Raw genomic sequence first — 14,731 nt, forward strand, 5'->3', positions numbered from 1 at the left:
TATGCATCAGTGCCCCAAACGGGAGTTGGCTCGGCCGCGATGGTAGGTCAGTGCCGCACGCAGGCACAGCGACAGAAGGTCTTTCGGCAACGGGCCTGTGGCGGGCAGCACAAGCGCTCGGTTGCCCTCGAATGTGAAATCATTGGAAAAGTGGCTGCGGAATGTTTCAACAAGCGTCGTCTTGCAGTTGAAGAATAGCGCGCATTGGTCAGGTGCCGATCTTGGCACTCCCAGCCTTATAGTTGTGCCGGATTTACTCGCTTCGGTGAGATAGGCCGGTTCGCCCCATTTGAGCGTTTCGGTGAGCAGGCCAACGCCATCGGTCTCAGCGGCCACTGCAAAAATCAGCTTGCGAATTTCCAGGAGCCGCGCCCGTACAGATGCAGGGTAGCGCGCAAATACTTCGGCGACAGATTCAGGGATTGATGGGTACGTCATTGTGCACTCTTCAGTGGCCAGCGTCATCGCGATCCCTCTCATATCGTCTTTCAAGCGGAAACGCCGGCAACCATGACTCGCGGCGAACGATCCAGCTTTCATAGGTTGGCATTAGTCGATCAGGAGCATCCAGCGATCCCAGATGCACTTCAATTTCGCCGCCGGTGCGTGCGAAAACGGACGAACCGCAGCGAGGGCAGAAAAACCGACCGGCGTAGTCGCGCGTCTCGCCTTTGATCGCCACCGCATCGTCGGGAAATATCGCGGCAGCATAAAAAAGAGCCCCATGATGCTTGCGGCAGTCGAGGCAGTGACAAATGCCGACCCTGTTTGGGGAGCCTGAAGCTTCAATTCGTACGCCGCCGCAAAGGCAACCGCCCCGGTATCCATCCATACTGCGTATCCTCTCAAACTCGCACTGAACATAGTCGACGGATGAAGAATAGCTACACCAACATATTGGTGTCAGTCCGGCTTCATGCCCCGTTTATCAATCGCTTGGTCCAGCCCTTCCCTTCCGCCAAATGAAACGGCATAATCTCGACATTGCAACCAAGACTGGTGATTGATGCCGCCCGCCAAAAAGGACGTCCGCCCCAAGCGAACCCGTATTCCAGCATTCGTCAAAAACCGACGCGGTGTGAAAAGTTGGAAGGAAGCTGCCAGTTGGCTTGAATGGCGCGGCATTGAAGACATCGAATGCATTACGCCCGATCAGGCGGGGGTGGCGCGCGGCAAGATGATGCCGTCCAGCAAATTCACCTCCAACACGTCGCTGGCGCTGCCTTCTGCCGTATTCATGGCAACGATTTCCGGCGGCTACCCGGAAAATGGCAATGGTTTCGTCTATCCTGAAGACGATGGCGACCTCAAGCTGATGCCGGACCTGTCGACGCTGACCGTCGTGCCGTGGGAAGACGACCCGACCGCCGCCGTCATCTGCGACCTCGTGCATCAAGATGGCCGTTCGGTCGAGTTCACGCCGCGCAACGTGCTCAAACGTGTTGTCGCCGCCTATGACAAGCGCGGGCTAAAGCCCGTGGTGGCACCCGAGATAGAGTTCTACCTCGTCCACAAGAACCCCGACCCGGATTATCCGCTGACGCCGCCCGTCGGGCGCTCCGGCCGTGCCATCGGCGGCGGGGCCGGCTATTCGATTGCCGGCGTCAACGAATTCGACGAACTGATCGACGACATCTATCATTTTTCCGAAAATCAGGGTTTGGAGATCGACACGCTGATCCATGAGGAGGGTGCTGGCCAACTCGAGATCAATCTGCGTCACGGCGATCCTGTCGAACTGGCCGATCAGGTGTTCATGTTCAAGCGCACGATCCGCGAGGCGGCGCTTAAACACGACATTTACGCCACCTTCATGGCCAAGCCAATTCAGGGTCAACCGGGGTCGGCGATGCATATCCATCAGTCGATCATCAACAAGAAAACCGGCAAGAACATTTTTTCGAACGAAGACGGCACGGAGACAGACGCGTTCTTCCATTTTATCGGCGGCATGCAAAAACATGTGCCGAATGCGCTGGCGATTTTCGCGCCTTACGTCAATTCCTACCGCCGTTTGACACAAGCCGCCTCGGCTCCCGTCAACAACAAATGGGGCTATGACAATCGCACAACGGCGTTTCGCGTTCCCCGCTCGGACCCCGGTGCGCGACGCGTCGAAAACCGCATTCCATCGTCGGATGCAAATCCTTATCTGGCGCTGGCTGCCTCGCTGGCCTGCGGCCTGGTCGGCCTGAACAGCAAGGTCAAGGCTGAATCGCCGATGCGCACCACGGCCAACGAGGATGAGATCGACCTGCCACGCGGGTTGCTCGAAGCCGTCGATCTGTTCGAGGGCGACGCGGCATTAAGCGAAATGCTCGGCAAGACCTTCACTTCGACCTATGCTGCCATCAAGCGGGCAGAGTTTGAAACCTTCATGGAGGTCATCAGCCCTTGGGAGCGGGAATACCTGCTCTTGAACGTCTGACATCATGAGCTACCAATCGCCCGTTTCTCCCGGCCGCTCGTGGTATGAAGACAGTTCGGGGCCTCGTCCCGATTACCCGGTGCTTGACGGTGACCGCCAGGCTGATGTTGTCATCATTGGCGGGGGCTTCACCGGCTTGTCGGCTGCCGCCCATCTCGCCAAGGCGGGGGTAAATGTCGTCTTGATCGAGGCACATCGCTTTGGCGACGGAGCGTCGGGCCGCAATGGCGGCCAACTCGGTACCGGCCAGCGTGCCTGGGCGGAAGAGATGGAAGGCGAATACGGCCTGACACGCGCCAAGGCGCTGTTCGATCTGGCCGAAGATGCCAAGGCCCAGCTTCTGGAGTTTGCCAACGCCAACAAGATCGACATCGACTTCGTGCCCGGCCAAATGTCGGTTGCGCACAAGAAGCGCTTCGTTGACGACTACAAGGCGCACGCCGAGATCATGGCCAGCCGCTTCGCCTACCCGCATATTTCCTTCATGGACGCCAAAGAGACGGCTGAACGGCTTGGCTCAACCCGCTATTTCGGCGGTACGCGCGATACGGCCACCGGCCATATCCATCCGCTCAAGCTGGTGATCGGCACGGCACGCGTTGCCGCTGAAGCCGGAGCCCAACTGTTCGAGAATACGCCATCCACCCGCATCGAGTCGGTCAGCGGCAAGGTTCGCGTGACGACGCCAAAGGGTGTGATCACGGCTGAAAAATGCCTCGTTGCGGTTAACGCCTATGGCGCAACGCTGGAGCCGGTCAGCGCGGCTCATATCATGCCGATCGGCTCATTCATCGGCGCGACGGTTCCGCTCGATGCGGAGCTGAATGTTCTACCGGGCGGTGAATCGGTCGACGATTCGCGCTTTGTGGTGCGCTATTTCCGCAAGACGAAAGACGGACGCCTTTTGTTTGGCGGGCGCGAAATTTACGGCGTCAACGATCCAAAAGACATTCATATCCATATCCGCAAGCAGATCGCAGAGCTTTATCCGGCGCTGAAGGATGTCGAGATCACGCATGGCTGGGGCGGCTATGTCGGCATTACCCTGCCGCGCAAGCCATTCGTTCGCGAGGTCATGCCAAATGTGATTTCAGCCGGTGGCTATTCCGGACACGGCGTCATGCTGTCGAATTTCGTCGGCAAACTTTATGCCGAAACGGTGGCCGGCAACCGCGACCGGCTGAAACTGATCGAAGACCTGAAAATACCGTCATTTCCCGGCGGCAGGCGTTTACGCACGCCGTTATTGTTTCTGGCACTCAATTGGTACGCGCTGCGCGACAGGTTCTGAGGCAGGAAAACTTCAACGCCGAGGCAGCCGAAACGGGCTTCATTTGACCGGATCAATCCAGCCGCTCGGTGGTCCAAAACCTGACATCGCATCGGTCGGCCCCCAGCTACCGGGTTTATAAGTGTGTGGCTGGGCCGTATTGTCGAGCACCGGGCCGACAATGCGCCATGCAATTTCGCTGGCGTCCTGACGGGTGAAAAGGCGCACGTCGCCATTCATGGCATCGCCGATCAGCCTCTCGTATGGTTCCATAGTGTCGGAATCGTCATCGACGGCGGCGAGTTCCACCTGCTCGCCGACCATCTCATCGCCAGCAGACTTGCGCCGCGCGCCGATCCCTATCGACACTTCAGGGGTGATGCGGAAGCGCACATAATTGGCGTCGTTATCGCTGATTTCATCGAAAACATTCAACGGGGGACGCTTGAGACGCACCACGACCTCGGTTGCGTGGGCGGGCAGGTTCTTGCCCGCGCGAATGAAAAACGGAACGCCCTGCCAGCGCCATGTATCGACATAAAACCGCACCGCAGCAAAGGTCTCGCGCGTCGAGTTCGAGGCAACCCCCGGCTCCTTCAGATAGCCGGCAAACTGACCACGCACCACATCATCGGTGGTCAGCGTGCGGATCGCCTTCAACACCTGCACCTTCTCATCAATCAGTTCATCAGCCGATTTTCCGGCGGGCGGTTCCATGGCCAGAAGCAACAGGATGTTGAGCAGGTGATTCTGGATCACATCGCGAATGCAACCGACCTCGTCATAGAACTTGCCGCGCCCCGCGACGCCGAAATCCTCGGCCATGGTGATCTGCACGCTCTCGATGAAATTGCGGTTCCAGATCGGCTCCAGAAACGAGTTGGCAAAGCGGAAATAAAGCAGGTTTTGGATTGCTTCCTTGCCGAGATAATGGTCGATGCGGAAAATCGCCTGTTCGTCGAAGACGATATGCAAGACGCGGTTCAGCCACCGGGCAGACTGAAGATCACGTCCGAACGGCTTTTCCACCATCAAGCGAGCGGTGCCAGCGCCGCCGGATTGCTCCAGACCTTGCACGACCGGCTCGAACATCGAGGGCGGCACGGCCAGATAATAAAGCGGGTGACGGTAATCTTCGAGCGCCTCTTTCAACGCATCGAATGTCGCCTGGTCGCGGTAATCGCCACTGACATAGCGCAGCAATCCGGCCAGTTTCCTGAAAACCGCCTCATCGACCTTGCCCAAGGCTTGTTCGATGCCGTCGCGCGCCCGCTCTGCGAGTTTGGCAGCGTCCCACTTTTCCAACGCAACGCCGATGACCGGTTCGCTCAGCGAGCCGCGCGCAACCATTGCGTAAAGGGCCGGGAAAATCTTCTTGTGTGCGAGATCGCCAGTCGCCCCGAACAGCACCAAAACGTCTGATCGATCCTGCGTCATCATTTTTCCCCCGGAAGCATTCAAGAATCCGATTTCGGCTTCTCGATATGACCGCCAAAGGCATAGCGCATGGCCGAAAGCAGTTTGTCGGCAAATTCCGACTCGCCTTGCGAAGAAAAACGATCAAACAGCGCCGACGACAAGACGGGCGCGGGCACGCCAGTCTCAATCGCCGCCTTCAGGGTCCAGCGTCCTTCGCCGGAATCAGATACCCGTCCGCCAAATTTCGCCAAATCCGGATCGGACTTCAATGCACCAGCAGTCAGGTCGAGCAGCCATGAACCAATGACGCTGCCATGACGCCACACTTCCGTAACCTGCGGCAGGTCGATGTCGAACTGGTAATATTGCGGGTCCGAAAGCGGGCTGGTCTCGGCGTCAGCCGAACGTTCGCGCGTCCCCGCATTCGCGGCTTTCAGAATATTGATGCCTTCCGCATAGGCCGCCATAACGCCGTATTCGATGCCGTTATGCACCATTTTGACAAAATGCCCGGCCCCGCTTTGCCCGCAATGCAGATAACCCTGTGGCGCAGTGCTCGTTGTTTTCTCAGCAGCAGCGGCATCCGAATTGCCGCTAGGTGCCAATGTCGCGAAAATCGTATCGAGATGGCGCACTGCCTCGTCCGGTCCGCCGATCATCAGGCAATAGCCTCTATCGAGCCCCCAGACCCCGCCGCTTGTGCCGACATCCACATAATTCAACCCTTTGGGCGCGAGCTTTACCGCCTGATCGACCGCATCGCGGTAGTTGGAATTGCCGCCATCAATGATGATGTCACCCGCTTCCATCAGTTCTGCAACCTGATCGGCGATCTTGACCGTAATGGCGGCTGGCAGCATGAGCCACGCACATCGTGGTTTGGCCAGCTTGCCGACGAATTCCTGCATCGAGGCCGCGCCGATGGCCCCCTCCTTCACCAGTGCAGAGACGGCTTCGGGATTAATGTCATAGACGACGCATTCATGGCCACCCTGCAACAGGCGTCGAACCATGTTGGCGCCCATCCGGCCCAGTCCCATCATTCCGATTTGCATCTTCATTTCCTGTGCGTTGTCGATTGAACTGGAATGCTACTCATAGTGGAGCACCAATTCCTACCCCTTCTTCGATATGCTTCAAGCAATTCCAGGAAAATTGTGCAGCGACTTTGTGTTCGTCAGGCTCTCTCAAGTTGCCGTCATTTGCGCTTGAACGCTTCGGCGAGTGCCGCACCAAAAGCGCCTTGTCCCTTGTCCGGCTCGCCATTGCCTCGCTGTGGCGGCCGGGGTGTCGGGCTGCGCTGCGGTTTTGCATCGCGCGGCGGCTTTGCTTGCACGGCGCCGCCACCATCCTTGCGCATGGTCAGGCCGATGCGCTTGCGCTTTATGTCCACATCAACGACCCGTACTTTGACAACGTCGCCAGCTTTCACAATTTCGTGAGGGTCTTTGACGAAGCGGTCGGCAAGCTGCGAAACGTGCACCAAGCCATCCTGATGCACGCCGATATCGACAAATGCGCCGAAGGCCGCGACATTGGTGACTGTGCCTTCCAGAAGCATACCTGGCTTCAAATCCTTCATGTCATCAACGCCATCGGCAAAGGTCGCGGTCTTGAAACCCGGACGCGGATCGCGCCCCGGCTTTTCCAGTTCCGCAATAATGTCGCGCACCGTCGGCAAGCCGAAACGCTCATCGACAAATACACGCGGGTCCAATCCCTTCAATGCTGCGCTATCGCTCATCAGCGAACGCACGTCGCGCCCGCAAGCGGCGACGATTTTCTTGGCCACGTCATAGGCTTCAGGGTGCACTGCCGAGGCATCAAGCGGTTCCCTGCCATCGCGAATGCGCAGGAACCCGGCACACTGCTCAAAGGCGCGCGGGCCAAGGCGTGCCACCTTCAGGAGATCGCGGCGCGCCGAAAACGGGCCGTTGGCGTCGCGGTGGACAATGATCGCTTCGGCCAATGAGCCGCCAAGGCCCGACACGCGCGCGAGAAGCGAAGCCGACGCGGTGTTGAGATCGACACCGACAGCATTGACGGCGTCCTCGACAACCGTCTCCAAGGCGCGCCCCAACCGATGCTGATCAACGTCATGCTGATACTGGCCAACGCCAATGGCCTTTGGCTCGATCTTGACGAGTTCCGCCAGAGGATCTTGCAAGCGGCGCGCAATCGACACGGCACCTCGCAATGATACATCGAGATCGGGAAATTCCGCCGCACCTGCTTGCGACGCCGAATAGACCGAAGCGCCGGCCTCGCTCACGATGACCTTCAGCGGCTTTGGCGCGGCTTTGTCCGATGCCAACCCTGACAGCATTTCGGCCACCAGTTTCTCGGTTTCGCGGCTGCCGGTGCCGTTGCCGATGGCAATCAGTTCGACGGCGTGCCTGCGCACAAGACCTGTCAACTCCAATAGTGTGCCACGCACATCGTTCTTCGGGGGAACGGATAGACCGTTGCTGCCTCGACGAGCTTGCCAGTGCCATCCACTACTGCGACCTTGACGCCGGTGCGAATGCCCGGATCGAGACCCATTGTCGAGCGCGACCCGGCCGGTGCGGCCAGCAACAGGTCTTTCAAATTGCGTCCGAAAACCTGTATTGCGCCTTCTTCGGCGCGCTCGCGCAAATCTCGCATCAGATCGAGCGTCAGATGCAGCGACAGCTTGACCCGCCACGTCCAACCGACCACCGTCATCAACCATTGATCGCCGGGTAATTGCCGGCCAATTTCGTAGGTGTCGGCAATCATGCGCTCAACCGGCTTGACCGGCGATGCGTCATCGGTATCGATCTCGATTTCGAGCGACAAGACATCCTCGTTGCGCCCTCGCAGCATGGCCAGCGCCCGGTGGCTCGGCGCGCCTGCCCAGCGTTCGACATGGTCGAAATAATCGGCAAATTTCGCGCCTGCTTCCTGCTTTCCATCGACCACGCGGGCGCGCAAAAAGGCGCGTTCCTTCATGTAATTTCGCAATTTCCCAACCAGACCGGCGTTTTCGGCAAACTGCTCGGCCAGAATATCGCGCGCCCCTTCAAGGGCGGCCTTTGCATCGACGATTTCCTCGTTCAGATAGCCAAGCGCCATGTCTGCTGGCACCGACGAGCGCTCGGCAAGTATCGCCTCGGCCAAGGGCCCGAGCCCGCGCTCGCGGGCAATTTCGGCCTTGGTGCGCCGCTTTACCTTGTAAGGCAGATAGATATCTTCCAGTTCCGCCTTGGTCGCCACATTGGCAATCCGGGCCTCAAGATCGGCGGTTAACTTGCCCTGTTCACGTATGGAGCCGAGGATGGTGTCGCGTCTTGCATCAAGTTCGCGCAAGTATGAAAGGCGCTCAGCCAGCGAGCGAAGCTGCGTGTCGTCCAGCCCACCCGTTGCTTCCTTGCGATAACGGGCGACAAACGGCACGGTTGCGCCTTCGTCCAGCAATGTGATCGCAGCGGTGGCCTGTTCGGGCCGAGCGTCAATTTCTGACGAAATAAGTGCCGCAATGCGCTTGATGTCAGTCGTCATGCCGGTTCCAGTCTGATGGGAAGGGTGGCGAACATAGGAACAATCGCAACGTTCGGCCAGCGCTGGTTTTCCACAGAAATGCAGAGATGCGTTCTTTAGACCATTCGCCGCAGAGCGCAAAAATAGAAGCCATCGGTTCCACTGCGGGCAGGCGACAGCGAAATCCCTGCCGCATCGCCAAAGCGCACTACTGCCTCATGGCCTGGAAAGTGAGCATTCCACAGTTCACGATGATCCATCGGCATGAAATCGGGGTTTCTGCCGCAAAATGCTGCAATCTGCTCACTGTTTTCCTCATCAAAAACAGAGCATGTGATGTAGGTCAGCAAGCCGCCCGGTTTCGTGAACCTTTTGGCCGTGTCGAGAATTGCCGCTTGCTCCGCCTTGCGCGCATCGAGTTGGTGGCGTGTCAGCCGCCATTTGGCGTCGGGTCTGCGCCGCCACGTTCCGCTGCCGGTGCACGGGGCATCTACCAGCGCAATGTCCATCTGTCCTTCGAGCGGGGCAAGATCGCCAGAGCGTGCGACAACCTGAATATTGCGGTTTTCAGCACGGCGTATGCGATCGAATATCGGTGCAAGCCGCGCCTTTTCAGCGTCATAGGCAAAAATCTGACCGTGATTTTCCATGGCCGCCGACAAAGCGAGCGTTTTACCGCCAGCACCGGCGCAAAATCGAGAACCTGCATGCCGGTTCGTGCGCCGGCGAGTTCCGAGACGATCTGTGAGCCTTCGTCCTGAACTTCAAACCAGCCCTTCTGGAAAGCAGGCTCTACCTGCACATTGGGATGCCTGCCATTGCCTTCGATGGGTGCTATTCGAATGCCCTGCTTGGCAAGGGTGGCCGTGTGTGCGCCAGTCTCGGCCAGTTCTTCCAGCACCTTGCTGCGACCTGCCTTCAAGGTGTTGGCTCTCATGTCGAGTGGTGGGCGAGCCGCGAGTGCTGCGGCCTCCTCGACCCAGCTTTCACCGAAAGCCGCCTCAATCAGCGGCGCGCACCAATCGGGACAATCTGCCCGTACAATCGATGGGGCGTTGGCGAGCTGCCTTCCAGAAATTGTCTTCAGTTCCGAAATGTCCAGAGGCGCGGGCGCGAACTTGTCGCCGTCAAGCGCCGCATTCAGCGATTCGGCACTCTGGTTGCCTTCCAGCAACACAGCGCCGAAGCCAATGGCACGCGGCGTATCGCCATCCAGAAGCCACCCGGCAGAGCGTTTACGGCGCAAGGCGTCATAGACGATATTGCCAATCGCGGCACGATCGCCACCACCGGCAAAACGGTGCGACAAACCCCAGTCCTTCAGCGCAGCAGCCACCGGCCGATGACGCCGGTGAATATCTTCCAGCACTTCGATGGCCGCAGCCAGTCGTCCACCCAGTCGCATCGGTCCTACCATTCATTGATCGTGGCCCTGCTCTAAAGTGCCAGGCGGATATGCACAAGCACAGCCGCCGCGACAAACGTTACAGCTTTTCAATGTCATGGCTTGTGAATATTCTCCGCCGGTGATTCGCGGCGCAATTGCGGCGAGACGTTCATTTTTGAGGGGATGAGCAATGAAGACTTTCATGGCCGAGGTACTCGGCACGTTTCTTCTGGTGTTTATCGGCACAGCCACAATTGTGACCGGCGGCTTCGGTGATGCATTGCCACTTGGGCAACTCGGCATCGGCCTGGCATTCGGCATCGGCCTGATTGCGGCAGCCTATGCGATTGGACCGATATCGGGGGCACATCTCAACCCAGCGGTGACGCTTGGCGTATTTCTGGCAGGGCGCATGCCGGCCAAGGACGTGATCCCCTACTGGATCGCGCAAATCATTGGCGCGATCATTGCATCGCTGGCATTGATGGTCATCGTTGCCGGTCAGGTTGGCGGCCATAACACCGGTTTTGGGCCGAACGGCTGGGACCCCGCAATCTATGGGGCATCGTCGGCGTTCCTGACCGAGGTCATCGCGACCTTCACCTTTGTCATCGTCATCCTTGGTGTGACAAGCGCCAAGCATACGACGGCCTTTGCCGGACTGGTGATCGGCCTGACACTGGCGGCGCTGCATTTCGCCTTCATCCCGGTTTCGGGAAACTCGCTCAATCCGGCGCGTTCCATCGCGCCGGCCCTGTTTTCAGGCAGTCTCGCCATGAGCCAGCTTTGGGTTTACATCGTCGCGCCGATGATCGGCGGGGCGATTGCCGGACTAGTCGCCAAGACCAATATTTTCGAGAAAGACTGAGTTTTTCTCGTCTTTTTCTGCAAATTTCCAGCAAAAAGGGCCCTTCCGGGCCCTTTTTTCCGCCAAAATGAATGATTTTCAGGCCGTTTTTGCCGTTGCCAGCCCCAATTCCTCAATCATGGCGTTGCGCATGATGAACTTCTGCGGCTTGCCGGTCACCGTCATTGGCAGGCTATCGTGGAAGCGGACATAACGCGGCACCTTGTAGTGTGCGATCTGGCCCATGCAAAACGCCATGACATCTTCGGCGCTCAAGATCTGATCCGGATAGGTCACAATCCAGGCCGCAAGTTCCTCGCCATATTTCGGATCGGGGACGCCGAAGACCTGAACTTCCTTGATCTTCGGGTGCTTGTATAAAAACTCCTCGACTTCGCGTGGATAGACGTTTTCGCCACCCCGGATGATCATGTCCTTCACCCGCCCGACGATGTTGCAATAGCCCTCGGCGTCGATTGTCGCGAGATCGCCAGTGTGCATCCAGCCCTCGGGGTCGATGGCCTCGCTGGTTTTTTCCTTGTCCTGCCAATAGCCTTTCATCACCGAATAGCCGCGCGTACAAAGTTCACCACTTTCATCAATGGCGGCTGTCTGGCCATTGGCATCGATGATCTTGACCTCAACATGCGGCTGGATGCGCCCGACCGTCGAGACACGTCTTTCCAGCGGATCGCTGACGCTGCTCTGGAACGAGACGGGGCTGGTTTCGGTCATGCCGTAAGCGATGGTCACTTCGGACATGTGCATCAGCGAAACAACCTTCTTCATGACCTCTATCGGGCATGGCGAACCAGCCATGATGCCGGTGCGCAGCGAGGAAAGATCGAAGGAGGTAAAATCCGGATGATCGAGCATGGCAACAAACATGGTGGGCACACCATAAAGGCCGGTGCAACGCTCGCTGGCAAGCGCGCCAAGCGTTGCGCCTGCATCGAACCCTTCACCGGGGAAGATCATGGTCGCGCCTTTGGTAACGCAGCCCATCGTGCCCATCGACATGCCGAAGCAATGATAAAGCGGCACCGGGATGCACAGACGATCCTCAGCGCTCAAGCTGATTGCAGCGGTGACGAAATTGCCATTATTGACGATGTTGTTGTGGGTGAGCGTCGCACCTTTTGGCGCGCCGGTTGTGCCTGAGGTGAACTGGATGTTGATGGCATCATCCGGCTTGAGGCTCTCGGAAATGGCATCGAGACGATCATGCTCATTGCGCCCGCCCATAGCCATGACATCGGCAAAATTATACATGCCGGGCGACGTCCCCTCACCCATGCGGATAACGGATTTCAATGAGGGAAATTTCGCGGCCTGCAATTTTCCCGGTTCTGCAGTTTCCAGTTCCGGGGCAAGTGTCTGCAACATGGCCAGATAGTCGGAAGTCTTGAACTGCGTGGCGGTAACGAGTGCCGCACAGCCGACCTTGTTGAGCGCATATTCCAGTTCCGAAAGGCGGTAGGCAGGGTTGATGTTGACGAGGATGAGGCCAATGCGGGCAGTGGCGAATTGCGTAACCAGCCATTCCCAGCGATTGGGCGACCAGATGCCGATGCGTTCCCCCTTCTCCAGCCCCAGCGACAACAGACCGGCGGCGAAAGCATCGATGGTCTCAGCCAGTTCCTCCCAGGAAAACCGCTTGTCCTGTCCAACGAAGATCGCTGCTTCATCGGAGCCGTAAAGGCGCGCGGTTTCTGCAAAAAGGGCCGGAATGGTCTTGTCCAGAAGCGCCATGCCGCGCTCACCCGAGACATGCGCCTTGCCGTCAGTGGGAGCGATGAACACGCCTTTGGCTTCACGCAGATAGGTCGCGTTCTTCAATTCATCGAGATTGATTGGCATGGTCGTCTCCTGCGCAATTCCATAAAGAGCCAGCCAGTTCCGCAGTTCTCGGCCAACCCCACACTGACAACACTATCAGCGTGCCAGCGCAGCGCCTACCCTTTTGGCGATGTCTTGCATTAATGCTTGATCGGTGGCGGTGCGTTCTTTTCGCGAAGCCACAAGGCAAGCCTGCGAGCGCAGGATGATGCCGTCGCCAAGTATCTTGAGGCGGTTGGCGCGCAGCGTCGAGCCGGTCGATGTGATGTCGACGATCATATCAGCCAGTCCAGCCGCCGGGGCACCTTCCGTCGCGCCAAGGCTTTCGACAATGCGGTAAACCTGAATGCCATGCTTGCCGGAGAAGAATTGTTGCGTGAGCCGCCAATATTTGGTGGCAATGCGCATACGCCTGCCGTGGCGATGGCGGAAATCGGCGGCGACATCGTCAAGATCGGCCATGGCATCGACATCGAGCCAGATATCGGGAACCGCCACCACCACATCGGCGTGGCCGAAACCGAGGCGCGCGACGATCTCGGCGCGCTGTTCCCACTCGGCAAGGTTTTCGCAGAACCAGATCCTCGCCCGTGACGCCAAGATCGACCGACCCTTGACCGATTTCACCGGAAATTTCGGAGGCTGACAAAAACGCCACTTCGATATCGTCACGGCCATCAACGCGGGCGCGATATTGGCGACTATCGTCGGGCAAGCTCACGGCAAGGCCAGCCGCCGCCATCACCTCAAGCGTCTGCTCTTTCAAACGGCCTTTTGAGGGAATTGCCAGTGTGACGCTCATTGTCCCACCCCACGCAGGGCTTCGACGCGATCCAGCCAGACCGAAAAGCCGACACCGGGAATTGGTGTCTTTGCTCCAAGCAAAGTCAACAGCCGGTCATAGCGGCCCCCGCCGACAAGCACCGGTGTGTCCGCCTGCGCGGCGATCTCGAAGACAAGCCCGGTATAGTAATCGAGCGGCCGCCCAAAGGCTGCGTCGTAGCGGATGGCATCGACATCGAGTCCATGTTCGGTAATTGCCGCAACACGAGCGGTAAAATTGTCCAGCGCATCGCCCAGCAACAGGTTAGCCGTGCTGGCAAATTGCTCCAATGCGGGTGCGGCTTCCAGCAACGGAACGTCGATGGCAAGAAAGGCTTTCAACGCGCCAAACGCCTCGTTCGACAAGCGCACGCTGCGCAGTTGCGTCTTCTCGATCAAACGGCGGGCAATATCTGAAGCCGAGCGGCCAGATGAAGCGGAAAGGCCAGCCTCCTCCATGCCTTCGGCAATCTTTTTTGCAAGGCCATCGGCATCGCCATCTGCCGCCAGCATAGCGACAGGAGCGGTGAGTTGGCCATTGCGCGGTGGATTGGCGAGATCGGCAAGGGCTGCTTCCAGCTTTGCCTGCGAGCCAAAGGCGCGGGCCAGACGCATGCGCCAACCGCGTGGCAGGCCGAGCGCCGCCAGCACTGCCTCGAACACCGCCTGATCGCCAAGCGTTATACGAAGCGTTTGATCTGGCAAAGCCAGTGCAAGCAGGGCATGGGCGTCGGCAATGCTGCGCGCATCTGCGCGTGCCAGATCACTATTGCCCAAATCCTCGATACCGGCTTGGAAAAACTCGTTGGCGCCTTCGCGCCGCTGACGGAAAACCTCGCCAAGATAGGCATAGCGGCGCGGCGTTCCGGCCTGCGAGGCAATGTGATCGAGACAGACGGGAATGGTAAATTCCGGGCGCAGGCACAAAGTGACGCCGGTTTCGCTTTCTGTGAGGAAAATGCGGCGGCGCAAATCCTCGCCCGCCATATCGAGAAATGGATCAGCCGGTTGCAGCACCGAGACATCGACCGGCGTTGCGCCACGCTCGGCGAACAGGTTTGCAATATCGAAGGCGATGGCAGGACGCGATGTCATGTGGCCGCCTTCAGAGACAGACCCCGCTTTTGCCTGCTGGCGCTCTCACCCACAAGGGTGGCGCTCAAGCTATCACCCCTCATCCGACCTCGCTGCGCTCGGCCACCTTCTCCCACAAGGAGC

At 58.6% G+C, this 14,731-nt stretch carries 9 protein-coding genes and 3 pseudogenes; 3 read left to right on the plus strand and 9 right to left on the minus strand.

Annotated features, from left to right (window positions below):
* Positions 1-6 precede the first annotated feature (6 nt).
* Together AC0L7S_RS05660 and AC0L7S_RS05665 are read right to left on the minus strand one after the other, a co-directional pair.
* Complete coding sequence (locus tag AC0L7S_RS05660) at positions 7-438, minus strand: DUF1801 domain-containing protein (RefSeq protein WP_473473456.1); 432 nt, start codon at positions 436-438, stop codon at positions 7-9.
* A gap of 10 nt (positions 439-448) precedes the next feature.
* Complete coding sequence (locus AC0L7S_RS05665) at positions 449-832, minus strand: GFA family protein (RefSeq protein WP_473473457.1); 384 nt, start codon at positions 830-832, stop codon at positions 449-451.
* Positions 833-1,006: 174 nt separating this feature from the next.
* Here AC0L7S_RS05665 and AC0L7S_RS05670 point away from each other — a divergent pair, with 174 nt between their 5' ends.
* The gene (locus AC0L7S_RS05670) at positions 1,007-2,428 is read left to right on the plus strand and encodes a glutamine synthetase family protein (protein ID WP_473473458.1); all 1,422 of its coding nucleotides are present in this window, start codon (positions 1,007-1,009) and stop codon (positions 2,426-2,428) included.
* 4 nt (positions 2,429-2,432) lie between these two features.
* Complete coding sequence (locus tag AC0L7S_RS05675; protein WP_473473459.1) at positions 2,433-3,719, plus strand: NAD(P)/FAD-dependent oxidoreductase; 1,287 nt, start codon at positions 2,433-2,435, stop codon at positions 3,717-3,719.
* A 39-nt stretch (positions 3,720-3,758) separates the two neighbouring features.
* Here AC0L7S_RS05675 and zwf read toward each other — a convergent pair whose 3' ends face one another.
* The 4 genes and pseudogenes from zwf to AC0L7S_RS05695 all read right to left on the minus strand — a co-directional run bounded on the left by zwf (position 3,759) and on the right by AC0L7S_RS05695 (position 10,023).
* Complete coding sequence (gene zwf / locus AC0L7S_RS05680) at positions 3,759-5,135, minus strand: glucose-6-phosphate dehydrogenase (protein WP_473474194.1); 1,377 nt, start codon at positions 5,133-5,135, stop codon at positions 3,759-3,761.
* 20 nt (positions 5,136-5,155) lie between these two features.
* On the minus strand, positions 5,156-6,172 hold the full coding sequence (gene gnd / locus AC0L7S_RS05685) for a phosphogluconate dehydrogenase (NAD(+)-dependent, decarboxylating) (RefSeq protein WP_473473460.1): 1,017 nt from the start codon (positions 6,170-6,172) through the stop codon (positions 5,156-5,158).
* Between the two features lie 143 nt (positions 6,173-6,315).
* Positions 6,316-8,639 (minus strand): annotated as a pseudogene (locus AC0L7S_RS05690) (Tex family protein).
* A gap of 95 nt (positions 8,640-8,734) precedes the next feature.
* A pseudogene (locus AC0L7S_RS05695) lies at positions 8,735-10,023 on the minus strand (RsmB/NOP family class I SAM-dependent RNA methyltransferase).
* Positions 10,024-10,195: 172 nt separating this feature from the next.
* On the opposite strand from AC0L7S_RS05695, the gene AC0L7S_RS05700 reads away from it, so the two are divergent.
* Entirely contained in the window at positions 10,196-10,873 is a 678-nt protein-coding gene (locus tag AC0L7S_RS05700) for an MIP family channel protein (protein WP_473473461.1), read from the plus strand.
* Between the two features lie 78 nt (positions 10,874-10,951).
* On the opposite strand, the gene AC0L7S_RS05705 is transcribed toward AC0L7S_RS05700, so the two are convergent.
* The 3 genes and pseudogenes from AC0L7S_RS05705 to AC0L7S_RS05715 all read right to left on the minus strand — a co-directional run bounded on the left by AC0L7S_RS05705 (position 10,952) and on the right by AC0L7S_RS05715 (position 14,608).
* Positions 10,952-12,712 (minus strand): AMP-binding protein, encoded by a 1,761-nt coding sequence (locus AC0L7S_RS05705; RefSeq protein ID WP_473473462.1) that lies wholly within the window; start codon positions 12,710-12,712, stop codon positions 10,952-10,954.
* A gap of 75 nt (positions 12,713-12,787) precedes the next feature.
* A pseudogene (hisG, locus tag AC0L7S_RS05710) lies at positions 12,788-13,493 on the minus strand (ATP phosphoribosyltransferase).
* Positions 13,490-14,608 carry an ATP phosphoribosyltransferase regulatory subunit gene (locus AC0L7S_RS05715; RefSeq protein ID WP_473473463.1) on the minus strand — a complete coding sequence of 373 codons (1,119 nt, stop codon included), beginning with the start codon at positions 14,606-14,608 and terminating at the stop codon, positions 13,490-13,492. The pseudogene hisG and the gene AC0L7S_RS05715 overlap by 4 nt, the downstream one beginning before the upstream one ends.
* Between the last annotated feature and the right edge of the window lie 123 nt (positions 14,609-14,731).

This window comes from Mesorhizobium sp. G2-6-1 (genome assembly GCF_055809095.1).

Excerpts from the sequence above, each read along its gene's own strand:
- AC0L7S_RS05660 (WP_473473456.1), bottom strand. The coding sequence starts at position 438 with ATGACGTACCCATCAATCCCTGAATCTGTCGCCGAAGTATTTGCGCGC.
- AC0L7S_RS05665 (WP_473473457.1), bottom strand. The coding sequence starts at position 832 with ATGGATGGATACCGGGGCGGTTGCCTTTGCGGCGGCGTACGAATTGAA.
- AC0L7S_RS05670 (WP_473473458.1), top strand. The coding sequence starts at position 1,007 with ATGCCGCCCGCCAAAAAGGACGTCCGCCCCAAGCGAACCCGTATTCCA.
- AC0L7S_RS05675 (WP_473473459.1), top strand. The coding sequence starts at position 2,433 with ATGAGCTACCAATCGCCCGTTTCTCCCGGCCGCTCGTGGTATGAAGAC.
- zwf (WP_473474194.1), bottom strand. The coding sequence starts at position 5,135 with ATGACGCAGGATCGATCAGACGTTTTGGTGCTGTTCGGGGCGACTGGC.
- gnd (WP_473473460.1), bottom strand. The coding sequence starts at position 6,172 with ATGCAAATCGGAATGATGGGACTGGGCCGGATGGGCGCCAACATGGTT.
- AC0L7S_RS05700 (WP_473473461.1), top strand. The coding sequence starts at position 10,196 with ATGAAGACTTTCATGGCCGAGGTACTCGGCACGTTTCTTCTGGTGTTT.
- AC0L7S_RS05705 (WP_473473462.1), bottom strand. The coding sequence starts at position 12,712 with ATGCCAATCAATCTCGATGAATTGAAGAACGCGACCTATCTGCGTGAA.
- AC0L7S_RS05715 (WP_473473463.1), bottom strand. The coding sequence starts at position 14,608 with ATGACATCGCGTCCTGCCATCGCCTTCGATATTGCAAACCTGTTCGCC.